The organism is Novipirellula aureliae, from assembly GCF_007860185.1.
Taxonomy (GTDB): domain Bacteria; phylum Planctomycetota; class Planctomycetia; order Pirellulales; family Pirellulaceae; genus Novipirellula_A; species Novipirellula_A aureliae.
Window position 1 is genome coordinate 63,556 of sequence record NZ_SJPY01000012.1, and the last position, 24,186, is coordinate 87,741.

Below are 24,186 nucleotides of genomic sequence, written 5' to 3' on the forward strand. Positions count from 1 at the left end.
AGACGAGCACTTTTGTCCATACGGGGTACCGCCCTTGCCCGCCAGGACCACAATTGACGTCACTTGTGAATCGATTCGCCTTCGTCTTGAATATGAACTTTTCCTCGGTAGCGTAACGCTACAAACATAAACACGATTGCCGCCAACAACATCATGATCGTGAAGAACCAATAATAGGACGCCCCGGGCAACTTCGACGTTCCATCATCATTGGCAATCACACCGTTGACGACCGCCGTGATCAAATTGCCCAACGATACCGACAACAAGTACAAACTCATGATGATACTCTTGATGCTGTTGGGCGCCTGCGTATAGCTAAACTCCAAACAGGTGATCGACACCATTACTTCGGCGGCGGTCAAAATCAGATACGCTAACGCTTGCCATGAAATGCAAGGGCGGCCACCGTTTTGAATCGACGTTTCAATCAGCGCACTCACCGCAAACGAGGCAACCGTCAAAAACATCCCAATGCTGATTTTGCGAAGCGGGGTCAGCGGAAAGACACGATGGATCGCGGGATAGAGCACGTAGCTGAACAATGGCACGAGAAACAAAATCAAGAGCGGATTGATTGCCTGTACCTGACTTGCCAGTAATTCAACCCCCATCACCGTTCGGTCCATCCCCTCGGCTTGCAAAACCCAAGCACTCGCCGTCTGATCAAACAAACTCCAAAAGACAGCAACCAACAAGTAAACCGGGACAAGCCCCCAAATCGCCTTGAGACTTTCGCTACTGAACAGATCCTTAAACAAGGCACTACCACGTGGCGGGATATGAATGAATCGATTGCGTCCCATCCAAAACAACAACGTCGCCAAGGCCATCAATATCCCGGGCACTCCGAATGCGACTCGTGGTCCATAGCGGTCAAGTAGCCATGGCGTCAGCAAGGTTGAGATGACCGACCCCATGTTGATCGAGATATAAAACCAACCAAAGACCTTTCCAAGCAGATGTGAATTCTGTTTTCCAAATTGGTCTCCGACATGAGCGGACACACATGGCTTGATCGCTCCGGTGCCGATTGCGATGAGACCAAGTCCTATGGCCAGACCGTAGCGGGTCTCATCGAGAGCAAGAGCCAAGTGACCGAAACAGTAGAGAATCGACAGATAAAGAATGGTTCGATACTTGCCAAACAACCAATCGGCAAACAAGGCACCGATCAGCGGCATGAAGTAAGCTGCCATGACAAAAAGATGAACCCAAAACTTGGCGTCCTCGCCGCTCATCGGGGAAACGGTTCCGTTGGTGTCGAGCAGGTAGGTCGTCATAAAGACCGTCAGGATTGCCTTCATACCGTAGAAACTAAATCGTTCGGCTGCTTCATTGCCAATGATGAAGGGGATGCCGGGCGGCATCGCTGACGTCGCGATCGGCTTCGTATTGTATTTTGGAGACGTCGTGGCAGCTGGCTCAGTCATGGCGAAGGATATCTCTTGGTAAGAGCAAGACAGGTTATCGATCCTGAGAAGTTCGTCGATGATAGCGGGTGGTCGATCGCAGCAACACCGCATACGCATCCACTTTTGGATTACCTACAGTGCCCGCCTCTTGATTTTACGATAGCTTCGCAGTGGATTGCGAAGGCTAACGTCCAGCAGGCGATCGCGAAAACGCTCAATTTCAGAGGTGAATCCAATGTAAAAAATCATTGCTTTTGCCGCCCTTCGCTATTGTCTCGCCAACTTGATTCCAAGCCAACTTGATCCCAAGCCAACTTGATCCCAAGAAGGGGGAAACCGAAGACCGATTCAATCCGTGTATCCGATCAAAAATGAAACGGGGATATTTTCTCAAAACCGAAAGACGTCTGTGGGCCTGAGCGGGTGAAACCGACGGACGGTCGTCTGTTGATTTCCGTCAAGAATCTGCATTTCTTCGATGACGCAACTGCGGTGCATGAACCGCACTACGACCGCCAAGTATTATGTAACCAATCGCTTCGTCCTCCCATCGAAACGCACCGACCAAATTGGTAATTTGCTAAAATGGATCACTGGCCAATTGGCCGTTCCACCCCCCTTTCCATTTTTGAAGGACCCCATATCAACCATGAAATTCCTATGTTTTAGCGACTTGCATTGCGATCAAGATGCGGCACGTCGTTTGGTTTCTCGTTCAGCCGAAGCAGACGTCGTCATCGGAGCGGGCGACTTTGCCAATCGTCATCAAGGCATCCACGATACCATCGACATTTTGTCAGCAATCGATAAGCCGACCCTCTTGGTTCCTGGCAACGGCGAAACGTTTGAAGAATTATCCGCAGCGGCATCGGACTGGAGATCGGCGACGGTGCTACACGGTAGCGGTTGCCAAATCGAAGGCGTTGAGTTTTGGGGTGTAGGCGGCGGGATACCGGTGACACCGTTCGGGGATTGGAGCTACGACTTTGACGAGATGAAGGCAAAAGAACTCTTAGCCGGCTGTCCCATTGGCGGCGTTCTCGTCGTCCACTCGCCAGCGTTGGACACCGTCGACCACGATACGAGTGGACGGATTCGCGGCAGCCAAGCGATCCGAGAAACGGTTGTGCAAAAGCAGCCTCAGCTGGTCGTCTGTGGACACATCCACAGCGATTGGGGGAAACAGGTCAAACTAGGTCCCTCTCAAATTCTTAACGCTGGCCCCCAAGGGGTATTCGTTAGCCTTTTGGATAGCGCATCCTGATCGGATCCCGGATCGACTCGTCGGCTCGGCAATGATTCCATTGATGGAGATTCCATTGGTGGAGATTCCATTGGTGGAGATTCCATTGATGGGTCGTGCAAAGGTCCACCATTTTGCGTACAATAAGCGGGGCGGTTTGCTGAGAATTCCCCACTAGCAATCCCTGGCTTTCACCGTGATGCCTTCAACTGGCCCTTACAGGCCTTTACGGTCGCATTCCACCCCGAAGGACCCTATTGGTTAGATCGCATTGCTTCCCTTGGTGGAACCATTGTAGAAGGCAGATAATTAAACAATCAGCAGCTTCAGAATTACGAAGAGAAAACAGATAATGTCAGATTCAAAAACGGTCGCTCAAGAAGTCGCTCAAGAGGAAGTCAAACAGAATCTTGGGGAGCTTACACCTCACGAAGTCGAAGTGGATCTCGATACAGCGGAAACTCAAGAATGGTTGTCGTCACTCGACTACGTTCTCAAGAGCAAAGGCGCTGACCGGGTTCGATTCCTGCTCGAACAACTTCGTGATCGTGCTGCCGAAGAGGGCATTCAATCGGCGGAGGACACCAGCACACCTTATGTCAATACCATTCCGGTTGATGAGCAGCCAGCCTTTCCTGGCAACCGTGAACTCGAGCGACGCATCAAATCGATCGTCCGCTGGAATGCAATGGCGATGGTCGTGCGAGCCAACAAACGCGAGGGCGGCGTCGGCGGCCACATCAGTACCTTTGCTTCGAGTGCGACTTTATACGAAATTGCATTCAATCACTTTTTTAAGGGCCGAGGCGAAGACGGCTACTCGGGCGATTCAATCTATTTCCAAGGGCATGCGTCGCCTGGCATGTACAGTCGAGCTTATTTGGAAGGCCGACTAACAGAAACTCATCTCGAGAATTTCCGACGTGAACTTGAACCCTCCCCTGGGTTGAGCAGCTACCCACACCCGTGGTTGATGCCCGGATTCTGGGAGTACCCCACCGTTTCGATGGGTCTGGGGCCAATCATGGCGATCTACCAGGCTCGCTTCAACGAATACCTCCGCGATCGAGGACTGAAGGACACCGCTGGACAACATGTCTGGGCTTTCCTCGGTGACGGCGAATGTGACGAGCCAGAAACACTTGGTGCGATTGGCTTAGCGGCTCGTGAAAAACTCGACAATCTGATTTTCGTGGTCAACTGCAATCTGCAACGACTCGACGGCCCGGTTCGCGGGAACAGCAAGATCATTCAGGAGTTGGAATCGATTTTCCGCGGTGCTGGATGGAACGTCATCAAGGTGGTCTGGGGCGACGATTGGGACAACCTGCTTGCTAAGGACACGACAGGATTGCTCGTCAAACGAATGAACGAGGTTGTCGACGGGCAATACCAAAAGTACACCGGGATGCCAGGCAGCTATATTCGCGAACATTTCTTCGGCAAGTACCCCGAACTGCTAAAGTTGGTGGAAAACTACAGTGACGAACGTCTGGAGAAGATGCGCCGCGGTGGCCATGACCCCGAGAAAGTATACGCTGCCTACAAGCAAGCAACGGAAATGAAGAACGGACGACCGACTGTCATTTTAGCGAAGACCGTCAAAGGTTACGGCCTTGGCGAAGCGGGCGAAGGACGCAACGTCGCTCACAACCAAAAGAAAATGAACGAAGAGGAATTGCTTGAATTCCGAACTCGTTTTGGCATCCCGATCAGTGATGAAGAGGTCGGCAAGGCACCGTTTTACAAACCGCCTGCGAACAGCCAAGAGATCAAGTATTTGAAAGAGCGTCGTCAATTGCTTGGTGGCAGCGTACCGAGCCGTCCTGAAAAGCATCCGACAATCGAAGTGCCCTCGATTGATGATTACCGCAAAGTCATCAAGAAGATGGAAAATAAAAACATCAGTACCACGTTTGCGGTGGTGCAAACTTTAATCGCACTTTGCCGTGACAAAAAAATCGGCAAGTATGTCGTGCCAATCGTGCCTGACGAATCTCGGACCTTCGGGATGGAAGGTATGTTCCGCCAATTCGGTATCTATGCTCATGCTGGACAGCTATATGAGCCCGTCGACTCGGAACAGATTACCTACTACAAGGAAGCACGCGACGGCCAGATCCTCGAAGAGGGAATCACCGAAGCGGGGTCGATGAGCAGCTTCAACGCCGCAGGAACGGCCTACAGTTGCCATGGCATCAATATGATCCCCTTCTTCATCTACTACAGCATGTTCGGTTTCCAACGGATCGGAGATTTGGTCTGGGCCGCGGCGGACATGCGAGCCAAGGGATTCATGATCGGCGGAACAGCGGGCCGAACGACACTTAACGGCGAAGGGCTACAGCACCAAGATGGGCATAGTTTGCTCAACGCGATCGCATTCCCAAATGTGCGAGCCTACGACCCCGCGTTCGCGTATGAAGCGGTCGTGATCATCATGGAAGGCATGAAACGGATGTACCAAGATGGTGAAACGTGTATCTATTACTTGACGGTTGAAAACGATCCTTATGATCATCCTGTAATGCCAACCGGTTGCGAAGAAGGCATTATCAAGGGAATGTACAAGTATCGCAGTCGTGAAGTGGAGAATGCAAAAGCGCGAGTCCAATTGTTCGGTAGCGGAGCTATCTTAAACGGCGTCTTGGCGGCTCAAGAATTATTGGCAGACCAATATGGTATTGCCAGTGACGTGTGGAGTGTGACGAGCTACACTCAGTTGCGCCGCGAGGCTGCGGATTGCAGTAGGTGGAACATGCTTCATCCGACGGAAAAACCTCGCCGCAGCTACCTTGAAGAAGTGCTCGAGGGAGTCGAGGGCCCGTTCATTTCGGCCAGTGATTATGTTCGAGCATTAGGAGAACAGTTGCAACCGTGGATCCCAGGTGACTACTATGTCTTGGGAACGGACGGCATGGGACGAAGCGCCACCCGAGAATCACTGCGTCGGCACTTCGAAGTCGATAAAGAATCGATCATCATTGCGACCCTTAGCCGGCTTTGCAATGCGGGCTTGTTCACGGCTGCCGAAGTCGCTGACGCAATCAAGGATCTCGGCTACGACGCCGACAAACCCAACCCGTACTTTGCCTAAACGTGGGATAGGCTTCCAGCCTGTCGTTCTGCGGCTGAGTCGAAATCGACAGAAGCCTAAACTCCAACGAGAAGTTTAATCTACTGGCTCCCCTCAAAACACTTGAAACGAAGAAACGAAGAATCTATGGCTACTGAAGTAAAGCTACCCGAGTTAGGTGACGGCATCGAATCGGGCGACGTATTGGAACTTTTTGTGTCGGTCGGTGACGTGATCAGCGAAGGGCAAGACATCGTCGAGATGGAAACCGACAAGGCGACCGTCCCGGTGCCTTCATCCGTTGGCGGCAAGGTCACCAAGATCTTGGTCAGCGAAGGCGACACGGTCGGTATCGGTGGTGTCATCTTGGAAGTCGAGGCCTCGTCGGACGTGACCACCGATACGCAACCTGCTGAACCGGAATCGAAAACAGAGCCTGAGCCTAAAGCAGAAGCGCCCAAGCAGGCCGAACCCGCACCCAAGCCAACTCCCGCCGAACCCGCACCCACCCAACCCGCTGCAGCAGAGACTCCAGCAGCCGTGACGCCGCCAGCCGCACCGGCGCCTCCAGCCGCACCGGCGTCTCCAGTCGCACCGGCGCCGCCAGCCGCACCGGCGTCTCCAGTCGCACCGGCGCCTCCAGCATCGACGGAATCAACGTCGTCAGCGGGCGGAGACGCCATCCCGGCGGGACCAGCGATCCGCCGCTTTGCTCGCGAAGTCGGCGTCGACTTGAGTTCCGTACGTGGCACAGGCGAGTCAGGCCGAATCACTCGCGAAGACATACTCAGTGTTGTTCGTCAGGCCAACCAAGCGGCGGCACGAACAACCGCAGGCACCGGATCGGTCGCCTCGGTCCCCGACGCCTCCAACCCCAGCATCGTACGCGGTCCCAGCGCCGTCGACGGAGCGGGAGCACCGGCAGTTGACGATTACGGCACCATCCGCGTTGAGCGAATGAGCAAAATCCGTAAAACGATAGCCAACCAGATGCACGCCAGTTGGTCGGCGGTCCCGCGTGTGACGAACTTTGACGATGCCGACATCACCGATCTTGAACGACTCCGCAAATCGAGTAAGGAAGATTATGCCGCTCAAGGTCTCAAATTGACGTCGATGCCGTTCCTGATCAAAGCCGTTGCAACCGCCCTTAAGCATCATCCTGGGATCAATGCTGCAATCGACCAAGAGAACGAGCAAATCATCTACAAGGATTATGTGAACGTCGGAATCGCCGTGGATACCGATCGTGGTTTGGTCGTCCCCGTCATGCATAATGCAGATCGCATGGGCGTCCCCGAGGTCACTCGGTCGCTAGCAGAAATGTCTAGCAAAGTCAGGGGGGGACAATTTGCGGTCAGTGATTTGCGTGGGGGCACGTTTACGATCAGTAATCTTGGTGCGATTGGCGGAACGTACTCAACGCCAATCGTGAACGTTCCCGAGGTCGCCATCTTGCTCGTTGGACGCAGCCGAAAATTGCCAGTCGTGATGCCTGATGACTCAATCCAGCCGCGATTGATGATGCCGTTAAGCTTGTCATACGATCATCGTCTCGTCGACGGAGGCACGGCGGCGCGGTTCCTGAATGACGTCATCGGCTACCTTGAAGCCCCCAGCCGATTACTGCTGGCGCTGTAAACGCTCTCGTCCAACAGCGAACCCGCCCACGAATGCTTTGTCAGGGATGCGGCCCTCATGCGGAAGGATCTTTCACAAGGTCCACTACCCTAAGAGTTAGGCCTGTCGCAATGAGTGCACGATTGGTACCGTTGCGGCTTGTACCGCTGGCGCCAATCCTGCGATCAAACCCACGATCAGAGACACGGTGGCTCCTGAGATTGCTAACCCCAGTGACGGTCGAAACGCGATCATCGCTCCCTCGGCTCCAATCGCAAAACCGCCAACCCCGAGTGCCATGAGCGCGAAGAGTGTCCCTGCGATTCCGCCAACGAGACACAAGATGGTGCTTTCGGCGAGAACCAAGCGCATCGCTCGCATCGGTCGCACGCCGATCGTTTGCAGCACCGCGTATTCCTTGATCCGATCTTGCACACTCATCAATGTCGTCGTTGCGACAAGCGACAATACCAAGCCGACGCAGGCGTATCCAAGCCAATGAGCAAAACCGATCAGATCGACTAAGTCCGAAAGCGTGCTGGCCTGAAATGCACCTTTGCGGCGAGTCTTCGTCGCGACCGAACCGGCTCGCAGCGTCGCATCAATCTCGCTGGCCACATGATCCGGGTCGGCGTCGGGCGTCAAAAGCACTTCATGCTGCGTGACAAGTCCTGCCGCATCAAGACCACGTGTGTATTGCAGAAACGCGAGACTGGTGTAGATCAAGTTTTCTTCCGATGGCACCGTTGACTCGAAGATACCCGCGACCATGACCGAGATGTCACCGATCGAAAACTGATCACCGACACTTAGTCCCCGCCGTTGTGCCACGTTGCGGCCGACAATCGCAGCATCACGTTGCGAAGCAAACCGCTCCCAACTACCGCTGGTCAACTTGATCGGACGTGTTTGCTGGATCTGTTCAGGGTCCGCTCCATTGAATACCACAATATCCAAACTGGCGCGACAATTGTTCGTCCAAACTTGAATCGGCATCACCTCACGGACTCCAGCAACCTCTCTGATCTTACCAGCATAGTCTTCCGGCAAGCGGCTGGTCGTTGGACAGAAACGGTTTTCCTGAAACACGATGAGGCTACGGTCAGCATCCGATCCGGTCGTTAACCGATTCAAGCCTTCCTGGACCGAACCGACAAAACAAAAGACAAACATCGCCACCGCAGCGCCCGTTACCGTAAGCACCGTTCGAGTGCGATGACGCCATAGTGTTTTCAAGACGTAGGTGAACATAGTTGGGAGTTGGGAGTTGGGAGTTGGGGGTTGGGGGTTGGGAGTTGGGAGTTGGGAGTTGGGAGTTGGGGGTTGGGAGTTGGGAGTTGGGAGCTGGGAGTTGGGGGTTGGGAGTCGGGGGGGGGGGACGATCAAATTTTTGATTCTTCGATCTGCCGTGCTGCTTTCAGACGACGCCTCTCCTGCTGCCTCTCTCTCGTCTCCTCCTCCGTTTCCAAAAACTTGCCTCGGTCGAGAACCAATTGCCGCGATGCGATTCGCGCAACATCGCTGTCGTGAGTAACCATTAGCATCGTGATGTTGAGTTCTTGATTGAGTCGCTGCAATAAGAGCTGGATCTGCTCACCGGTTTCCACATCAAGACTGCCCGTTGGCTCATCCGCAACAACGATTTTCGGGTGCGCGACAATTGCTCGAGCAATGCCAACCCGTTGCTCTTGGCCGCCGGAAAGCTGTCTCGGATAATGATCGGCACGATCACTCAGTCCGACGGCTTCCAAAGCTAAATCGACCCGTTGTTGGCGCTGGCGAGAAGACAACTTTAAGAGCAACGTCGGAAGCTCCACATTTTCATAGGCAGTGAGAACTGGAATCAAATTATGGGTTTGAAATATGTACCCGAGGTTGATTGCCCGCCAATCCGCCAATTTGCTGCGAGAGAGCTTTGTCACCTCGGTACCATCGACGGTGATCGTCCCCGAGTCGGGACGGTCAATACCGCTAACCAAATTCAGAAGCGTGCTCTTCCCCGTACCACTTGGCCCCATCAGCGATACAAATTCCCCCGCTTCGATGTCCAAGTCGACCGAATCGAGCGGCGTGATCGTTTCGTCACCCTTACGAAAGCTTTTACAAACGCCACGTAGTTCTACTAATGCCATTGATTTATCCCAAAAGTTTGATCGTCGCCTGTTACAACAACGAGACTGCCCTGCTTCAATTGCTCAACGCCAGCAACGACCAGTTTGTCGGTCAAATTCAGTCCCGAAATAATTTCCACCAACCCGCCGTCGCTGCGACTTCCCACATCCACGGTGCGTCGTTGGGCCGCGTTATTCTCATCCACGATCCAAACGAACGTGCCGGATTCCCCCGTCTGAACGAGTTGGTCGGGAATGAACTTGCGTTCGGTTGCCGTGGATTCCCCCCCAGATTCGCCGATGATCGGGGCTAAGAAGCTTGCCGTAACCAGCATTTCAGGCCTAACGTTTTCCGGCGGGTCGATCAATTCCACTTTCACTTCTAGCGTATTCTTTTGAATGTTGGCCGTACTTGTCATTCGCAGCACGCGGCCTTGGATCACACCTGGAGTTGACGCGGTTTCAATTTCAACGGTTTGACCACGCATGACCATCGGAACGTCCTCCAACCGAACGTCGGCGCGAACTTGGAGTCGGTTCGGATCATACATCTCGATCACCGTACTGGAGCTCTGTCCGGCCGTTGGGTCCAGTCCCATCACGCGAGTTCCTGGAGACGCGATCCGCCGTAGCACTCGGCCGCTGATTGGGGCGCGGACCACGTTGCGTTGAAGAACCAATTCAGCTTGGCGCAATCGCAATTTGGCCTCTTCACGCATCCCCTCCGCTGATTGCAGCTCGGCCTTCGCTGCCTCGAATTGCCGAGTTTCTTCGACCAACAATTTCAATTGCTGCCTCACCGCGTTCACTTTATCGGTCAACGCATCGACCTCGCGTTGCAAGTTTGGTCTTCGACTGCGTAGTTCATGAAGCTCGGCATCAGCCGTAGCATGTTCGCTCTCAGAACGAGCAATGACTCGGCCAGAGATCGCTCCTCTTGCCAAGCGTTTTCCTTCCATGCTGTCGTGCGCATATTCCGCATTGGCTTCGGCGGCCGCGACCAAAAACGGCAACTTGGCAAGCTCGGTTTGTGTTTTTGCCAGAGCGCTTTGAGCGTCCGCCAATTGAACATGAAGATGCACCGGATTCTCGACACGAATTTTTGCCGCGTCGAGTTCGGCTCTCGCCCGGTTGACCTCGGCGTCGCGGATCGCGAGCGTATTCCTTGCCCGCTCGACGTCCATTTCGGCGTCGATAGAAATCAACCGGGCAATTGCTTCACCCTTCTCAACCTGCTGTCCCTCGACAACCGACAACTCTTCGATCACGCCGGGTGCAAGCGCTGCGACACTGATCGCGGTGGGGCGGGGCTCGATCCAACCCGGTGCCTGAAACAGCGTCGTTCCGGTCGGTTGCAACTCGGCTCGCTTCACCATCACAGGCACGACCGTTACCCGCGTCGATGGCAACAACTGTCGTCCCGCAGCGGCACCGAGCAAGGCAACGAATCCTAGGAAGATGCACAAAGGCAACATATATCGCGAGAACCATCGCTTGCGACGCGGATTTAACGCAGCCGATTCGCTCGGAGGCGAGCGATCGAGAGCGAGTCGGCTAAGGTCAATCGGAGAGTTCGCCATGATTATTGTCCAGGACGAACGAAGACTTGATGCGTCGAAACGGTCAAGTTTCCTTGATCATCACGCTTCGCTTTTCCCATGACGACAACGGTCGACAATTCCTTGACCCCCAACAACGCACGAGCACCATGAAGGACCGGTTGGCCGGCTTCATCAACAACCTTGACCGTCGCAATATTGTCTTTCACTTGGTCTTGCGTACAGCAGTAGTCCCATGGAGTCGGGCAACCTTCGTCGGCAGCACAGCATGGCACTTTCGGATCCACGATCGTGAACGCAGCCAGTCCGTCCACAAACGGATCGCTCGAACCACCAATCCGTCCCACCAACGTTACTTCCGCACCATCGTCGGTTGATTCACGTGCTTCTCCCACCGGAATTGCCCCGTCAGGTTCACGATCGACCACATATTCTGATTCTGCTGCGGAATACCCTTCGTTTTGATCGCTCGGCACTTCGGACGATTCACAACCTACGACCAAGAAGCTCAAACCCATCAACATCAAACGGAAACAAATCTTCATTTCTAATCTCCTCGAGAAAACTAAACTGCCTTTAAACCTGTTGCGATCTCAGCTCGCAACGCTTTCAGCGCCGGGGGTAACGCACCCACGACGCCCAACAACAATCCAACGCTACAACCGATCAGGATTGCAACGCTGTCGATCCGTAACGTGAACGCACCCATCGTAAAGCGGACTGCAACACCGTTAAGCATTGTCAGGGCGATCACGCCTGATAGCAGCGACCCCGCTGCCGCCAAGAGAACCCCTTCCTGAATGAAACTGATCAAGATCGCGCGTCGCCGATATCCGATCGCCTGCAACGTCGCAATTTCGCGATTTCGCCCTGCAACCGCGCCATACATCATGTTCAAGCCTGCGAAAACCCCCGCACCGGACACCAACAATACAACAAACCACGCCAATAGCCGCACCGGTTTGTAATGCTGCTGCAATGATGCGTAGTAGTCTGTTTCCAAAATCGCCCGCAGTTCCAGGTCGTTGCGCTCTTTGCAAAACAATTGGACTTCTGCAGCGGAGCGACCTGGCGACATTAACATGGCAACCAAACTCAGATCTTGTCGCTTTGTGCTCGATTGAAAATCGACAAGCTTGCACCAAATTTCGGAATCATAAGCTGCTCCGCCGGCCGCAAAGTGGCCGCTGATCTTCCATTTCTGTCCTTCAAATTGAATCTCATTTCCGACCATCAGCGAGTCGTCGGAAGCACCAAGTTTCGCGGCTACTAACCGTCCAACCATCACCTCTCCGTCACCAGGCCATTTGCCATCAACCAACTTGATCGATCTGCGGACAAGGGGGGCGGAGATCGTGACGCCGCGAACAAGTCCCAACCCTCCCTCACCTCCCTCTGTCTTCACCCGCGTGCCTAAATACAACTCGGGCGAAACATGAGTGATCCCAAACCGTCTCACCGCGGTGTCCAAACTTGCTGTTAGTAACGCGGGCGTTCGCGCAGGAATCGATGAGTTTTCAATGTTCTCTTCAGAGTTCACCGAATAGACCAATACCACCGACTCATCGCCACTAACAACGAGTGATTGTTCGAGTCCACGGATGAATCCGACGACGACAAACACTAGCATCACAACCGTCGCTAATGCGACAAGCGTGAGTGCCGTTCGCAACGGCCGGCGGGCCAAATTGCGAACCCCGTATTCCCAAGGAAGAAGCATGGTTCGTTTTGATTGAAAAGCCTAAGCAACGCACAATAGCGCAGCAAACAAACGGACGGAGTCAATAAAAGAGATCTGACTCCTTAAAACGATCAATGAATAGGCTGATTCAAATCAGAAAAGATTGGTGCGCAATGCAAGCATCGCGACCACTTAGATACCGACATACAAGTCGCAAGTCGTGGTGCCGGTCAAGATAGACAGACGCGATGCCCAACAACCGAACCTCGATTGGGGCCAGAAAAGAACAAAAATCGATGTCTACCGCCGAAACCTCTTGGGCATCACTTTGCATGATCGCCCCGTTGCAGATGCAAGCTTGACAATCGCAACCGTCGTCTGGACAACCGTTACCTGGACAATCATTCGGTATTTTGCTTACGCTTGACTCGGCGCCCCCTGCATCACAGCAGCAGCAAACCACCGTCACCTCACTATTTTCCGCTGATGAAATCGCCGCATGCGCAGAACAACGCACAGGGCAAACCAGCAAACTGGCGATCAGCATTAGGTGGAAAATGGCATGGAACATGAGAACATTCTACCGAACAACTCGAATCGAAGCAAGGAACAATATTTAGGGGCTTGAGGACGCGTGGCCCCAAAGTAGCGAAAGCCGCCGAGAATATCGGCTTTCGGGCGTTTTGCTGACCTCCGACGTCGCTCCATAGCGTCAGCAACCCATCCGAAGCCTCGGAGCGACGGAGTTACCGTTGCTCGTCGAACATTTTTCGAAGACGTAGGAATACTTCGCCGGGTACGCGTGGGCGTTCGGTACCGTGATTCACCACTTCACCGAACCAAATGCCACCGTCTGTCCCCATACAAAGAATCTCTGCTGCTTTTCGGAAACGCTCTCTTGAAATGCGATCTTTCTTCCATTCGATCGAAAGCGATTGAGCGATCCGTTCGGCTACTTGTTGAGTGATGCCACCGAGCACTTGGTGATCCAGAGGCGAAACGATCACGCCTGATTCAACGATCGCCAAATTGGCAATCGAAGTCTCCGTAATCGTTTGATCCGCATCAACAAGCACACCGGCTGCGTCTGGATCGCAATCGCGAGCGGCTTGATCGGCAAGATAATAGTGAATTCGCGAGCGAACCTTGATCGAGCGGGGCCAAGTCGAATCGTGTTGCTGGATGACATTGGTGATGACCAAGGGTTGGCCCCTTTTCCGACGTTGCTCGATCCGATCGTGGTCGAGCCAGTTGAGGTGCATCGCAAACGTTGGGACCAATCCGCCAACCACTCCAGGCGTTGCGAGGATCGTAATACCGACGTCGCCTGCATCTTCTAGCAACGAATCATTGAGGTGAAGTAGCTCCGCAATCAAATCAACCATGGAAGCTTCGCTTGGCAGTCCATCGATTTGCAAAATCTTTGTCGTGAGCTTCCAACGCTGCAAATGGGCCCCAAGCATAAAAACGTTTTTCTGATACGTCCGCAGTCTTTCAACAGCCGTCACTCCTTGGCGAAGACCTAGATCGTCGACCGACAACCGCAATTCGGATTGATCGAGCCATTTTCCGTTCAGATACGCAATTCGATTTCGATTTGTCGGTTGCAATGCAGGGGACGTTTCAATTTTGGGTTGTCGTATCCGAGATCATCCTAGCCATGTCGTTGCCAGCGTTACAGCGGCGCTGGTAATAGTCGACTTCATCGTGGGCGATCCCTATCCACCGCGAGCAATCTCGTGCTCTCAGGTCGACCTCGCTGCCGTCACCACGTGGCGTCAAAGATGGCAACCGTCCGAACCCCAACGCGACCGCACCGCGAACTTTCGAAAGTAGCCAATAGCGTTTTAGAACGGCGTCGCGTTGATTGTAGAGCAATAAAAACGAATCGATGTTCGACGGTGCCAAACCGTGATATCCGCCCATCGATAACCAATTTTGCCCGATCGCAGGCGCGACCAATCCGACATCAATATCGGCGTGCTTGATCAATTCACCCGGCAAATTTCGTCCGCCAATCATCCCTCCTGCTAAAGCGTGCAATGATCCGGTAACGACTCGCCCCCCCAAACTATAGCCAATCAGTTTTGTCTTGATCGATCGGTTTAATTGCTCGCGAAGCAACCAAGCAAGGTAAAGAGCTTGCGTGTCGGAATACTTCGCCTTCTCCCTCACATCATGAGTGATAAATCCATCTTGCTCGCTCGGCCAACTAAAGATGACCCAATCGACCGGAGAGCCACAGTTCCGAGCAGCGATTTCACGATGGATCAATAATCCACGACGTAATGCGTCGCATTGATTGAAACGGTAGCCATGAACGTAGACAACCACCGGTCGATCATGACCAATCTCGCTCAGGTATTCATGGGTCGATGATGGCGATGTCCTGCCGTTGTTTTCTAAACGACTCACTTTGAAATTCGGTTGCTCCAAATTCGCATAGTAGGTGCACGTTGTCATTGACCGAGTGTTAATCAACCACAATCGATCGCCACATACCGGATGCGCATTGAACGGCTGCGAAATGACATCTTGCTCTACTGTTATCTGCGTTCTTTCCGCGCTAGCAACAAAGCCGGAGCCCAACGTGAAGGCAGCAACGGCAATGGCAATGAAACAATAACTTCGGATCATAAAGGTTGCTTGTGACATTGGAGGGATAAAAAGAGAAAACGAATGCGAATCGTAATGACCACATCGGAATTGTTGCAGAAAAAAAACGATGATGCGTTTGCACATCATTGTTTGCGACCTAGTTTTAGATAGTTCCCCGCTGGAGAACTCCGAATAAGCTCACTATGCATGTCAATGGAAAAAAAATGAATACTCGCATTTTGTCGTTTGTGGCGTCTGCTACATTAATGGTCCTAAGCACGGGCTGCGGTGCCAGTCTCAAACAGTTTTGGTTTGGACGCGGTGCCCGATGTGGCAGTTGTGCAAACACCTACAATCCGCTTCTCACTCAACCGCCCGCCGTCGCATCCCCTCCGACGCAAACGCCTGCTGCCCCTTACGGCCCGGTCGTGGCAGCACCTCAGTACGCACCGGCACCCCAGTACGCACCGGCGCCTCAGTACGCACCGCAATCTTTGGTCCCGATCACTCCGCAACCCCGTTGTGGTTTGTTCAATCGCCTCCTTCCAAACCGAACTCCGATGACCGCCGCGCCGACTGGCCAGGTCTACGGACCTGCGATGGCCGATTGTTGCCCACCCTGCGTCGATTCGTGTGGTAGCTGTTATAGCGGATGCCACGTTGATTGTGGCGGATACTATTCGGGAATGAGCGGTTGTGATTGCGGCAATTGCGGGTCGGGAATCCACGATCCATATATGTCGGGCAACGTCATTCACGAGGGAATCGTTCCTTATGACGGACAAATCATTGGCAGCGAAGTGATCGGAGGACAAGTATATCAAGGCGGAACCACCTATGGGGGGTCCACTTCGATGCAGGATGATTTTGACGCACGAGGGGACCGAATTTTGAATACCGATCCACTGCCTCCCGGTGCCCAATTGCTGCCGCAATGATCAAGGCAATGCCGCCGAAATACCGTAGCCTAGGCTTCCCAGCCTGGGACCACGACAATCCCCAGCCCGGAGGCCTCGGCTGCCGCCAAGTCATCGCAAGCCAAGTTCTAACGCAGCGATACAGCGAAGCCGCTTAAAGTAACTATAATTGAATTGTGAAAAATTGAATTGTGAGTAGCGACCGAAGTGGAGCGAAGGCGTATGCCGATGCGTCACTTCGGTCGTTTCGGTTTTCTACTTTGAATCGATTATTAACACCGAACCATAAGTCAGCCCATGTGCCATCGTCGACAATTTATCGCCACTTCCCTGTTCGGATTTGGAGCCTCGCTCGCACCATCCTTTGCATTGGCTCAAAATAGCGGATCGCCATTGGGAACCGAACCGGAAACGGAGACATCCGCCGCTCGCATTGAATACGCGTCGCCGCAAATCCAGAATTGGCGAATCGGTTTGCTGCTCGAACCGCCGGTGACGTGCACCGATGTGTTTGCAACCTTTCCGATACCCGTTGATTGGCCTGAACAAAAGGTGACCCTGACAAACCAAGTCGTTGACCCTCTGGTCACGGCATGGCAAGCGAAAGACTTGGCGGGAGGGGCAAAGCAGATTGTCTTGCAAATGCGGCGAGTGCCTGCCGGAGCATCCGCATCACTTATCCTGACCTTTCAAGTGGAACGTTCGCGGATCTTGGCTCCAAATCGAACCGACGACTTGGTGATTCCGATGCGACCCGACCGCGAAATGCGAATGTATTTGGGGACCAGTCCGTACATTGATTCGGGACATTCGTCCATTCGAGCCGCTTCGCGCGAATTAGCAAAGATGGAAGCCGAGAATGATTGGCAACGTGTCGAACAGATCTACGATTTTGTTCGCGAAAAAGTCCAATACGTCGAAGGCCCGATCAAAAATGCGTCCGACGCTCTTCGAGAAGGTAAGGGCGACTGCGAGGAGATGACCAGCTTGTTCGTGGCCTTATGCCGGAACGCGAAAATCCCAGCTCGTATGGTTTGGATTCCCGACCACGCTTATCCCGAGTTCTATCTCGAAGACGGCGAAGGCAATGGATATTGGTTCCCCTGCCAAGCAGCTGGAACGCGACAATTCGGAAAGATGGACGAGTATCGTCCCGTCCTACAAAAAGGTGATAGCTTTAAGGTACCCGAGAAACGAGCACGTGTCCGTTATGTTTCCGAGTTCTTTCGATGCAACAAAGCGGGAAAGGGGAATCCAAATCCGGTATTCATTCGAGAACAAATGGAGTAGCTCAACCAAACATGCGCTCGTGGGGATCGGTCAATCCATCCGCAAGCCGGCGAAGGGCTTCGGTCTCGATTTGACGAACACGTTCGCGAGTCAAATTGAGTTCCGCACCTATCTCTTTGAGTGTCTTTGGCTCGCAGCCACCAAGTCCAAAACGTAGTTTTAGCACCGTCGCTTCGCGATCTTCAAGATGCCCTACAAGCTCCATCGCATGCCGCAAAATATCGTGATCGAGCATCTCCTCATCCGGAGCTTTCAAACGCTCGTCTTGCACCATATCACTCAACGACCACCCCGCTTCGGTTTGATCACTTTGAGGAGTGCTATTGCTAATCCGAATGGCTTTTCGAATAATCGGTAGCTTCTTTTTCGGCAGCCCCAAAAGCCGTGCAATCTCCTCGTTGGAAGGGGTGCGGCCAAGCTCTTCATTGAGCCGAGCGGTCGCCCGACGCCACTTGCTTAACAGTTCGACCATGTATGCCGGAATGCGAATCGTTTTTGCACTGTTGATTAACGCACGCTTAATCGATTGCTTGATCCAATAGCTGGCGTAGGTACTAAAACGTGTCCCAACGCTGGGATCAAAACCCTCAACCGCCCGTAGCAACCCGAGGTTTCCCTCTTCGATCAAGTCTTGCAAACCAAGACCTTTCCCGGTGTAACCGCGTGAAATGTTGACAACTAACCGCAAGTTTGCGCGGACCATGCGGTCCCGTGCCAATGCATCGCCTTGCGCAATACGCTCGGCTAACTCAAGCTCATCATCAGCGGACAATAACGCCGTTTCGTTGATCTCACGAAGGTAGGTTTCTAACGGGGACTGAGCCGCGTTGCCTCGAGTCGTCCGGCGACCGGTACGCACACGGGACTCGGCAAGTTCAAGGCTCGTTTCGGTGTCATTTTCTATGGACAAAAGATCGGATTTAGACATGGATATCTCGGCACGCGAACCGCCGGATTGTTCGGACTCACAGACCTTCGGTCCTACTTGGCTCTCGGTTGGAGGTGCAGCCGATTGGAGGCGGACTGCGGAAAGCCAGCAAGGATGGGAGGGGGAACGCCAGTGAGCCGAACACTCGGCAAGGATTGGGATCAGGGTATAATGCTAGCATCGTCTAGCTGCCTGCCGGATATCCAAGGTGTGTGAAAAGAAGCGGGTTGATCCGGTTGTAGTGATCACGCTATTGATGAGATGACGGCTCGCGACTCGATGAACTCTCAACACCGCCAAGGGTGACGCTGAATTCAGTCCCCGGTTGTTCGGCACGATCGAGCACCCGCACACTGCCTCCGAGCGCTCGAGTGACATTTCGGACGAGATACAAGCCGAGTCCCGTTCCGGTTCGACTTCGTTCCAACTCGTTCCCCAAGCGAACAAATCGTCCGAAAACCTTCCGTTTCTGGTTCGCCGGAATACCATTGCCATTATCGATAACCGAAATGACAACCTGATCTTTTTCCAAAGTGTTCACCTTCACCATCACTTCCGGTGGCGTACCTCCATACTTAATCGCATTGTCGATTAGGTTGCGAAACAAAATCTCCATCTGCACCCCTTGACTGTTCATCTTCAGGCCAGCTGGGCAATCGAGTGTCACCGTTTCCTCAGCGACTCCGTGCCGTAAACACGCCGATCGGCTACATTCTCCCAACAGGTTATCAAGTTCAATGAGCTCTTTTTCTTCGGCTTGGTGATTGCGTTCGATCCGAGCGGCATCGAGCAAATGGTTGATCAGCGAATCGAGCCTCTCGACGTCTTCGAGCATGAAACGATGAAAATCCTTCTGTTGCTGCTCATCAACGGTCAAGCGGCCAAGCGTTTGCAAGTAGAGTTTTAGCGACGCTATCGGGCTTTTTAGCTCGTGGGTAACCGCATCAATAAAATTGGATTGGCGCCGATTCAGATTAAACGCCTTGACCGTTAGCGTCAGGTAGGCAATCACGCCTGCCAACATTGCAGCGAGAATCACGGAGCCGGTTGCCAAAATGGTCATAAAGACCGAAGGGGACGCCCGTTCACCCTGCACGCTCAACCAGTTTCCCACGACCCATACGATCGTCAAAATGACGACAAGCAGAATCATGACGACCCCAAGGGTGATTGGAGCGGTCAAGGATCGGCGTTCAAACATCTCGGTGGCCTTTTGATAAATATTTTTACCGCGTACCCAGCGGGCCGCGTCGATGAACTGCGAATAAAACTCGCGCCTAGGCTCCTGCCTAGAGACGCACTGCGCTGGAGTGTTTTGCCTAGTGCTGCGTCAAGGTCTCGTTTTTAAGGTAGTGGACGAGGTGGCGAGTCCTTTTGGACCCTTTTGGAGCCTTTTGAACCGCTGTGCCGTAAGGGACTCGTCGCCTCGTCCCCTACGACAACCCTCATTTTTAATCTGGACGCAGCACGAGAAACCAGTCGCAGGCGGGAGTCTGAGAACCAGAACAAGTAGTTTAGGAAAACAAAGCCACTTAAAACGACAAAATCGTTAGAATTCCTACCTCAAAGCCAAATATTTTGCTTTTCTCCCGGTGACTTTATTTGACGAACCAGCAATAATACTTTTCGACACACTGTCAATTTATTTCCTTGGCGGCAAGTGGAGTAGTAGCCAATGGGCGCAGAAACCAGGACAAAGCAGTTTTCCGAGCGAACGATTCGCCAAGTGCGTCTCGATTGCGAACGCGCGATGACCCGCGCCCGGTTCTGCCCCGAACAAAGCGAAGTACTGCAAATGCGCTGCGTTGATGAACGGGTAGAGACCGAGTCTACATTCGGCAATCAATTATGGTACTTCGAAGGAATTGCGGTTGACGGCGAACAGCGATCCCACAGCATTTTCGGCGTTGTCGAGTACTCGATTCAATTTGGGTTGTACGAATTGGTCGATGACGGCGTCTTTGATTCGGAGCATCAACGTGAGCGATTTCGCCATTTGTACGAAAAGGAATTTCACCCACCTTCGTGGCGGCAACCTGCGCACCGAATCTTGGCCTTCGGACTTTTGTTCGTCGCTATCCTTTGGCTGCTGTATCTGGTTTCGAGAGACATTGTCTAGTTAATTCGTAGCGGAACTCGGCAAGGCCGACCTCATGCAAAAACGAGACCCACAACGACAAAGTGTGGTCGACGTACGGAATTTAACGAAAGCCTACCACGCCCGGTCGCTGCGAGGCCGTACGGTCGTCGAAGCGCTACGGGGCGTTTCGCTACATGCTGATCGGGGCGAGGTTTTTGGACTTCTCGGTCCAAATGGTGCTGGAAAAACGACGCTGATCAAAATTCTGTTAGGCGTCGTTCGAAGCACGACTGGCTCTGCCTCGCTATTTGGACAACCTGCAGGGAGTTCCGCTGCTCGAATGCGTGTGGGCTACCTACCTGAATCTCTGCGCGTCGACCGACACCATTCCGCCCGAACCGCTCTTCGCTACTATGGCCGCATGAGCCGCATGTCGAGAGCCGACATTCTTCGCCGCAGTGATGAGTTACTCGAATTGGTCGGGCTTCGTGACCGTGATCGCGAATCGGTTCGCCAATTCAGTAAAGGAATGTATCAGCGTTTGGGTTTGGCCCAGGCTCTCATGCACGATCCCGACCTGTTGGTGCTTGACGAGCCGACCGATGGACTCGATCCCGTTGGCCGCAATGAAGTGCGGATGGTCATCGATCGACTGCGTGAATCGGGTAAAACGATTTTTCTCAACAGCCATATCCTGCAGGAAGTGGAATTGATCTGTTCTCGAGTGGCGATCATGGCCAAGGGCAAAATCTGTGCGGTTGGCCGGATTGATGAACTGACTCAATCGGATCGTATTGAAGAGGTCCAATTTCAAGTCGCGTTGCCAATGGTTTCTATCGATATTCTGCGGGCCAAACTTGGCGAGCTATTCCCCGCCGCGGTGGTGGCGGAACCATCCCAACCGGAGAATGGCGGCGGTGAAATCATCGCGATCGAATTCCACTTGCCGCTCTCTTCACAATCAGAGGTCGATTCGGCAGTCGATCGAATTCGCAGCGCGGGCTTATCGCTACGGCGGCTAGTCGTCCGTCGTCAAACATTGGAAGAAACCTTCATGAAAGCCGTCCGCTTGGGCGAGTCATCCAATGCCGAAACACCTTCCCATGCTGCCCAAGAGGTGCTTCCGTGAGACGATGGCTACCCTATGTTGCAGTCATAGCGGACTCGTTTCGTGCCGCCTTGTCTTCACGCGTATTGTGGATTGCTTTTGTAGCGATTTGGATTTTGATAGGGGCCTTGTCGCCGATCGGTTACCGCGAAGATTACAATACTCGTTTTATCGACCACGATCTGGAGAACGCGTCGCGTTTGAAAGCGATGCTAGCTCAAGGACTTGTCGATCCCGAACAAGCAGAGGCACCCGTGGGCCGGATTGCGGCTGCATTGCCGAATGATTTGAAGCGTTCGCTCGAACAAGTTGGGCAAGGTGAAGACGTTCGGATTTGGTTTAGCACGCTGTCGGACGGACTAAACAAATTGTTCGCAGACGATTCCTGGTACGACGCCGAAGCGTGGTCGTCGACCGTCCGGTTGCGTGAACTCCGCCGCCTTGATTCGATGGCGTCAACGGATCTTTCCGAATCCCTTCGTGAGCGGCGTACGAGGCTGCGGATTGAAGCAGCACTCCCCGGAGTGTTCCGCGTACGTTCTGCTCGCTCGATTCTATTGACCTATTTTGGCGTTGACTTTCCCGCTCGCCTAGCGATCGACAAAGCTCAATTCCTGATCGTCTTGAATCAATTTGTGATTCCAACCATTATTCAGTGGCTGCTCGGATACATTCTGGTGTTTCTCGGCATTCTGGTCACCGCATCGATCATACCTGACATGCTACAACCTGGATCGCTTCACCTGTTACTAAGTAAACCTGTGTCGCGTTCGATGCTGCTGCTTAGCAAGTATGTTGGTGGCTGTGCCTTTATGTTTCTATGCGTTGTCCAGTTGGTTGTCGGCCTCTATTTGGTGGCCGGATTCCGTTTGGATGTTTGGAATGCGCGGATCCTGCTTTGTATTCCCGTTTCCGTTTTCGTCTTTGCCGTTTTCTACAGTGTGTCGGTATTGGCGGGACTAAGATGGCGATCACCAATTTTGGCAATCGGCGTGACATGCATGTTTGGTGCGTTCTGTATCGTCGTCGGAGTTTTTGGCGGACTTTTTGATGCTTTCGTGAAGCGTCCTGATACGATCAAAGCCGTCGCGATCTCGGGTGATCCTACAACTATCGAGGCAGGGAAAAGCAATCCACAGATACTCGCTGCGACACGAGGCGGCGGGTTGCTACGATTTGACAACAACACGTTGCATTGGGACGAGATTTACGAATCGGAGGCGATCGGTGCCGATCGAATGGTTCCGCCTGTAACACTCATCGATGGCTCGATCGCGACCGCGCACGTTCCGGGCGGGCGAATGAGCGTGTTCGGAATGGGCGCGTTCGATCTACTACTACTCAATGATTCAACCAATTGGCGTCCGCAACCAAGTCTGCGATTGCCAACCGCCACAACCGAACTGCTGATTGCCGGCGACGAATTGCTTGCCGTGAATACCAATGGTGTCTTTGTGACGAGTCAACAAGGTTTGCTCGATGCAATCGAATTGGAAAAGAGTAACGAGACAAACGAGGCGGCCATGAGCGAGCCGACATCGGCTCCTCAGCCCAATTGGATGGCGAAGTTGGCCAGCATGATGGGAGTGCCAACGGATGGTTTCGAGAACATTTTGCCCTCTGACATGTCATTCTTGCCGCCCCGAAGCCTAGCAGTTGACCAAAGCGGAAAAACGTTGGCCTTGTTCAGCGGCAACGAGTTGGTTTGCATCGAAAAATCAGAACAGGAAGCATGGGAGGTGACTCGGAAGGAAACGATCGATGGCGATGTGCCGCGTTTCGCCAACGTCGCCATCAGCGGACCATTCATGCTGTTAGCAACCGACCAACCCGAACTCCAGTTGTTTGCGAAGGGTTCCTCGAAGCGAATCGCTTCGTTTGCACTTCCCAATCAACTGACAGCGACGATGGTGGTCTCCCTTGGCGACGAAGGTCGTTTTGCCATTTTGACCAGTGATCAACGAATCCGAATACTGGATACTCCGGAAAAAGTTCTGCATTTGACGGAGCCGATTTGGATCGAAGACGTCGAGGCAATCTCGTACGACCAGGCGACAGACCAATTCATTGTCGCTCATTCAATCGATCGAATTGCTCTGCTCGATCCCCATGATTTTAGTAGCCGCCGTACGATTCGCCCCATGCTCTCGACATGGCGAAACGTCGATCGTTGGTTGATGACACCGCTACGAACGCTGACGCCGCAAACCGGCGAACTTGGGGGGATGGTCGCCAGAATCATAAGCGGTGAGACGGCCATTCAGATGTCCAGCGAAACGACGGGCCCCATCGAAACGATTCGCTATCGAGTGTTCGGGCCGCTTTTGAGCTGTGCCATTTTTATCGTTGTTATGCTAACGCTAAGCTGCCTCTACTTTGCTCGCAGCGACTTCTAGCCCCTGAATAATCCGGGTTGAGTGTCAAGAGCAGGCACTCGGTGGTGATGCTTCCGCAATCCACGTGGGCCACGATCAACAAACCTTTGCACTCGCATCACAGGGGACCCAACCATGTTCCAATCTGCTAGACTGGGTCGAATGATTCCGAGCGATCGAGGAAT

Annotated in this window: 19 protein-coding genes; 8 read left to right on the forward strand and 11 right to left on the reverse strand. The window is 53.3% G+C overall.

What is annotated here, in order from left to right; genetic code table 11:
- Positions 1-59: 59 nt before the first annotated feature.
- Complete coding sequence (locus tag Q31b_RS26455) at positions 60-1,433, reverse strand: POT family MFS transporter (RefSeq protein WP_146602681.1); 1,374 nt, start codon at positions 1,431-1,433, stop codon at positions 60-62.
- Between the two features lie 631 nt (positions 1,434-2,064).
- Between Q31b_RS26455 and Q31b_RS26460 the strand changes: the two genes are divergently transcribed.
- The 3 genes from Q31b_RS26460 (at position 2,065) to Q31b_RS26470 (ending at position 7,375) form a co-directional block, all read left to right on the forward strand.
- The gene (locus Q31b_RS26460) at positions 2,065-2,679 is read left to right on the forward strand and encodes a metallophosphoesterase family protein (RefSeq protein ID WP_146602723.1); all 615 of its coding nucleotides are present in this window, start codon (positions 2,065-2,067) and stop codon (positions 2,677-2,679) included.
- Between the two features lie 331 nt (positions 2,680-3,010).
- The gene (gene aceE / locus Q31b_RS26465; RefSeq protein ID WP_146602682.1) at positions 3,011-5,755 is read left to right on the forward strand and encodes a pyruvate dehydrogenase (acetyl-transferring), homodimeric type; all 2,745 of its coding nucleotides are present in this window, start codon (positions 3,011-3,013) and stop codon (positions 5,753-5,755) included.
- Positions 5,756-5,881: 126 nt separating this feature from the next.
- Positions 5,882-7,375: a 2-oxo acid dehydrogenase subunit E2 gene (locus Q31b_RS26470; RefSeq protein ID WP_146602683.1), complete on the forward strand. Its 1,494-nt coding sequence runs from the start codon at positions 5,882-5,884 to the stop codon at positions 7,373-7,375.
- 96 nt (positions 7,376-7,471) lie between these two features.
- Here Q31b_RS26470 and Q31b_RS26475 read toward each other — a convergent pair whose 3' ends face one another.
- The 8 genes from Q31b_RS26475 to Q31b_RS26510 all read right to left on the reverse strand — a co-directional run bounded on the left by Q31b_RS26475 (position 7,472) and on the right by Q31b_RS26510 (position 15,360).
- On the reverse strand, positions 7,472-8,605 hold the full coding sequence (locus tag Q31b_RS26475) for an ABC transporter permease (RefSeq protein ID WP_146602684.1): 1,134 nt from the start codon (positions 8,603-8,605) through the stop codon (positions 7,472-7,474).
- A 131-nt stretch (positions 8,606-8,736) separates the two neighbouring features.
- Positions 8,737-9,486, reverse strand: coding sequence for an ABC transporter ATP-binding protein (locus Q31b_RS26480; RefSeq protein WP_146602685.1), 750 nt, complete (start codon positions 9,484-9,486; stop codon positions 8,737-8,739).
- Positions 9,477-11,045, reverse strand: a complete 1,569-nt coding sequence (locus tag Q31b_RS26485) for an efflux RND transporter periplasmic adaptor subunit (protein ID WP_146602686.1) — start codon at positions 11,043-11,045, stop codon at positions 9,477-9,479. The genes Q31b_RS26480 and Q31b_RS26485 overlap by 10 nt, the downstream gene beginning before the upstream one ends.
- Before the next feature lie 2 nt (positions 11,046-11,047).
- Complete coding sequence (locus Q31b_RS26490) at positions 11,048-11,569, reverse strand: hypothetical protein (RefSeq protein WP_146602687.1); 522 nt, start codon at positions 11,567-11,569, stop codon at positions 11,048-11,050.
- Between the two features lie 20 nt (positions 11,570-11,589).
- Positions 11,590-12,744, reverse strand: a complete 1,155-nt coding sequence (locus tag Q31b_RS26495) for an ABC transporter permease (protein ID WP_146602688.1) — start codon at positions 12,742-12,744, stop codon at positions 11,590-11,592.
- A gap of 109 nt (positions 12,745-12,853) precedes the next feature.
- Entirely contained in the window at positions 12,854-13,276 is a 423-nt protein-coding gene (locus Q31b_RS26500; protein ID WP_146602689.1) for a hypothetical protein, read from the reverse strand.
- A gap of 175 nt (positions 13,277-13,451) precedes the next feature.
- Positions 13,452-14,315 (reverse strand): aminotransferase class IV, encoded by an 864-nt coding sequence (locus tag Q31b_RS26505; RefSeq protein WP_146602690.1) that lies wholly within the window; start codon positions 14,313-14,315, stop codon positions 13,452-13,454.
- Positions 14,316-14,328: 13 nt separating this feature from the next.
- Positions 14,329-15,360, reverse strand: a complete 1,032-nt coding sequence (locus Q31b_RS26510; RefSeq protein WP_197172433.1) for an alpha/beta hydrolase — start codon at positions 15,358-15,360, stop codon at positions 14,329-14,331.
- Between the two features lie 167 nt (positions 15,361-15,527).
- On the opposite strand from Q31b_RS26510, the gene Q31b_RS28730 reads away from it, so the two are divergent.
- Positions 15,528-16,241 (forward strand): hypothetical protein, encoded by a 714-nt coding sequence (locus tag Q31b_RS28730; RefSeq protein WP_197172437.1) that lies wholly within the window; start codon positions 15,528-15,530, stop codon positions 16,239-16,241.
- Positions 16,242-16,517: 276 nt separating this feature from the next.
- Positions 16,518-17,510 (forward strand): transglutaminase-like domain-containing protein, encoded by a 993-nt coding sequence (locus tag Q31b_RS26520; RefSeq protein WP_146602692.1) that lies wholly within the window; start codon positions 16,518-16,520, stop codon positions 17,508-17,510.
- A 1-nt stretch (position 17,511) separates the two neighbouring features.
- Here Q31b_RS26520 and Q31b_RS26525 read toward each other — a convergent pair whose 3' ends face one another.
- Positions 17,512-18,438, reverse strand: a complete 927-nt coding sequence (locus Q31b_RS26525; protein ID WP_146602693.1) for a sigma-70 family RNA polymerase sigma factor — start codon at positions 18,436-18,438, stop codon at positions 17,512-17,514.
- Between the two features lie 250 nt (positions 18,439-18,688).
- On the reverse strand, positions 18,689-19,639 hold the full coding sequence (locus tag Q31b_RS26530) for a sensor histidine kinase (protein WP_146602694.1): 951 nt from the start codon (positions 19,637-19,639) through the stop codon (positions 18,689-18,691).
- A 474-nt stretch (positions 19,640-20,113) separates the two neighbouring features.
- Here Q31b_RS26530 and Q31b_RS26535 point away from each other — a divergent pair, with 474 nt between their 5' ends.
- From Q31b_RS26535 to Q31b_RS26545, 3 genes are read left to right on the forward strand one after another with little or no spacing between them, the layout of a single operon-like run.
- Positions 20,114-20,557 (forward strand): hypothetical protein, encoded by a 444-nt coding sequence (locus Q31b_RS26535; RefSeq protein ID WP_146602695.1) that lies wholly within the window; start codon positions 20,114-20,116, stop codon positions 20,555-20,557.
- Between the two features lie 34 nt (positions 20,558-20,591).
- The gene (locus Q31b_RS26540) at positions 20,592-21,647 is read left to right on the forward strand and encodes an ABC transporter ATP-binding protein (RefSeq protein WP_146602696.1); all 1,056 of its coding nucleotides are present in this window, start codon (positions 20,592-20,594) and stop codon (positions 21,645-21,647) included.
- Positions 21,644-24,022, forward strand: coding sequence for an ABC transporter permease (locus Q31b_RS26545; RefSeq protein ID WP_197172440.1), 2,379 nt, complete (start codon positions 21,644-21,646; stop codon positions 24,020-24,022). Before Q31b_RS26540 ends, Q31b_RS26545 begins: the two co-directional genes overlap by 4 nt.
- Positions 24,023-24,186 lie beyond the last annotated feature (164 nt).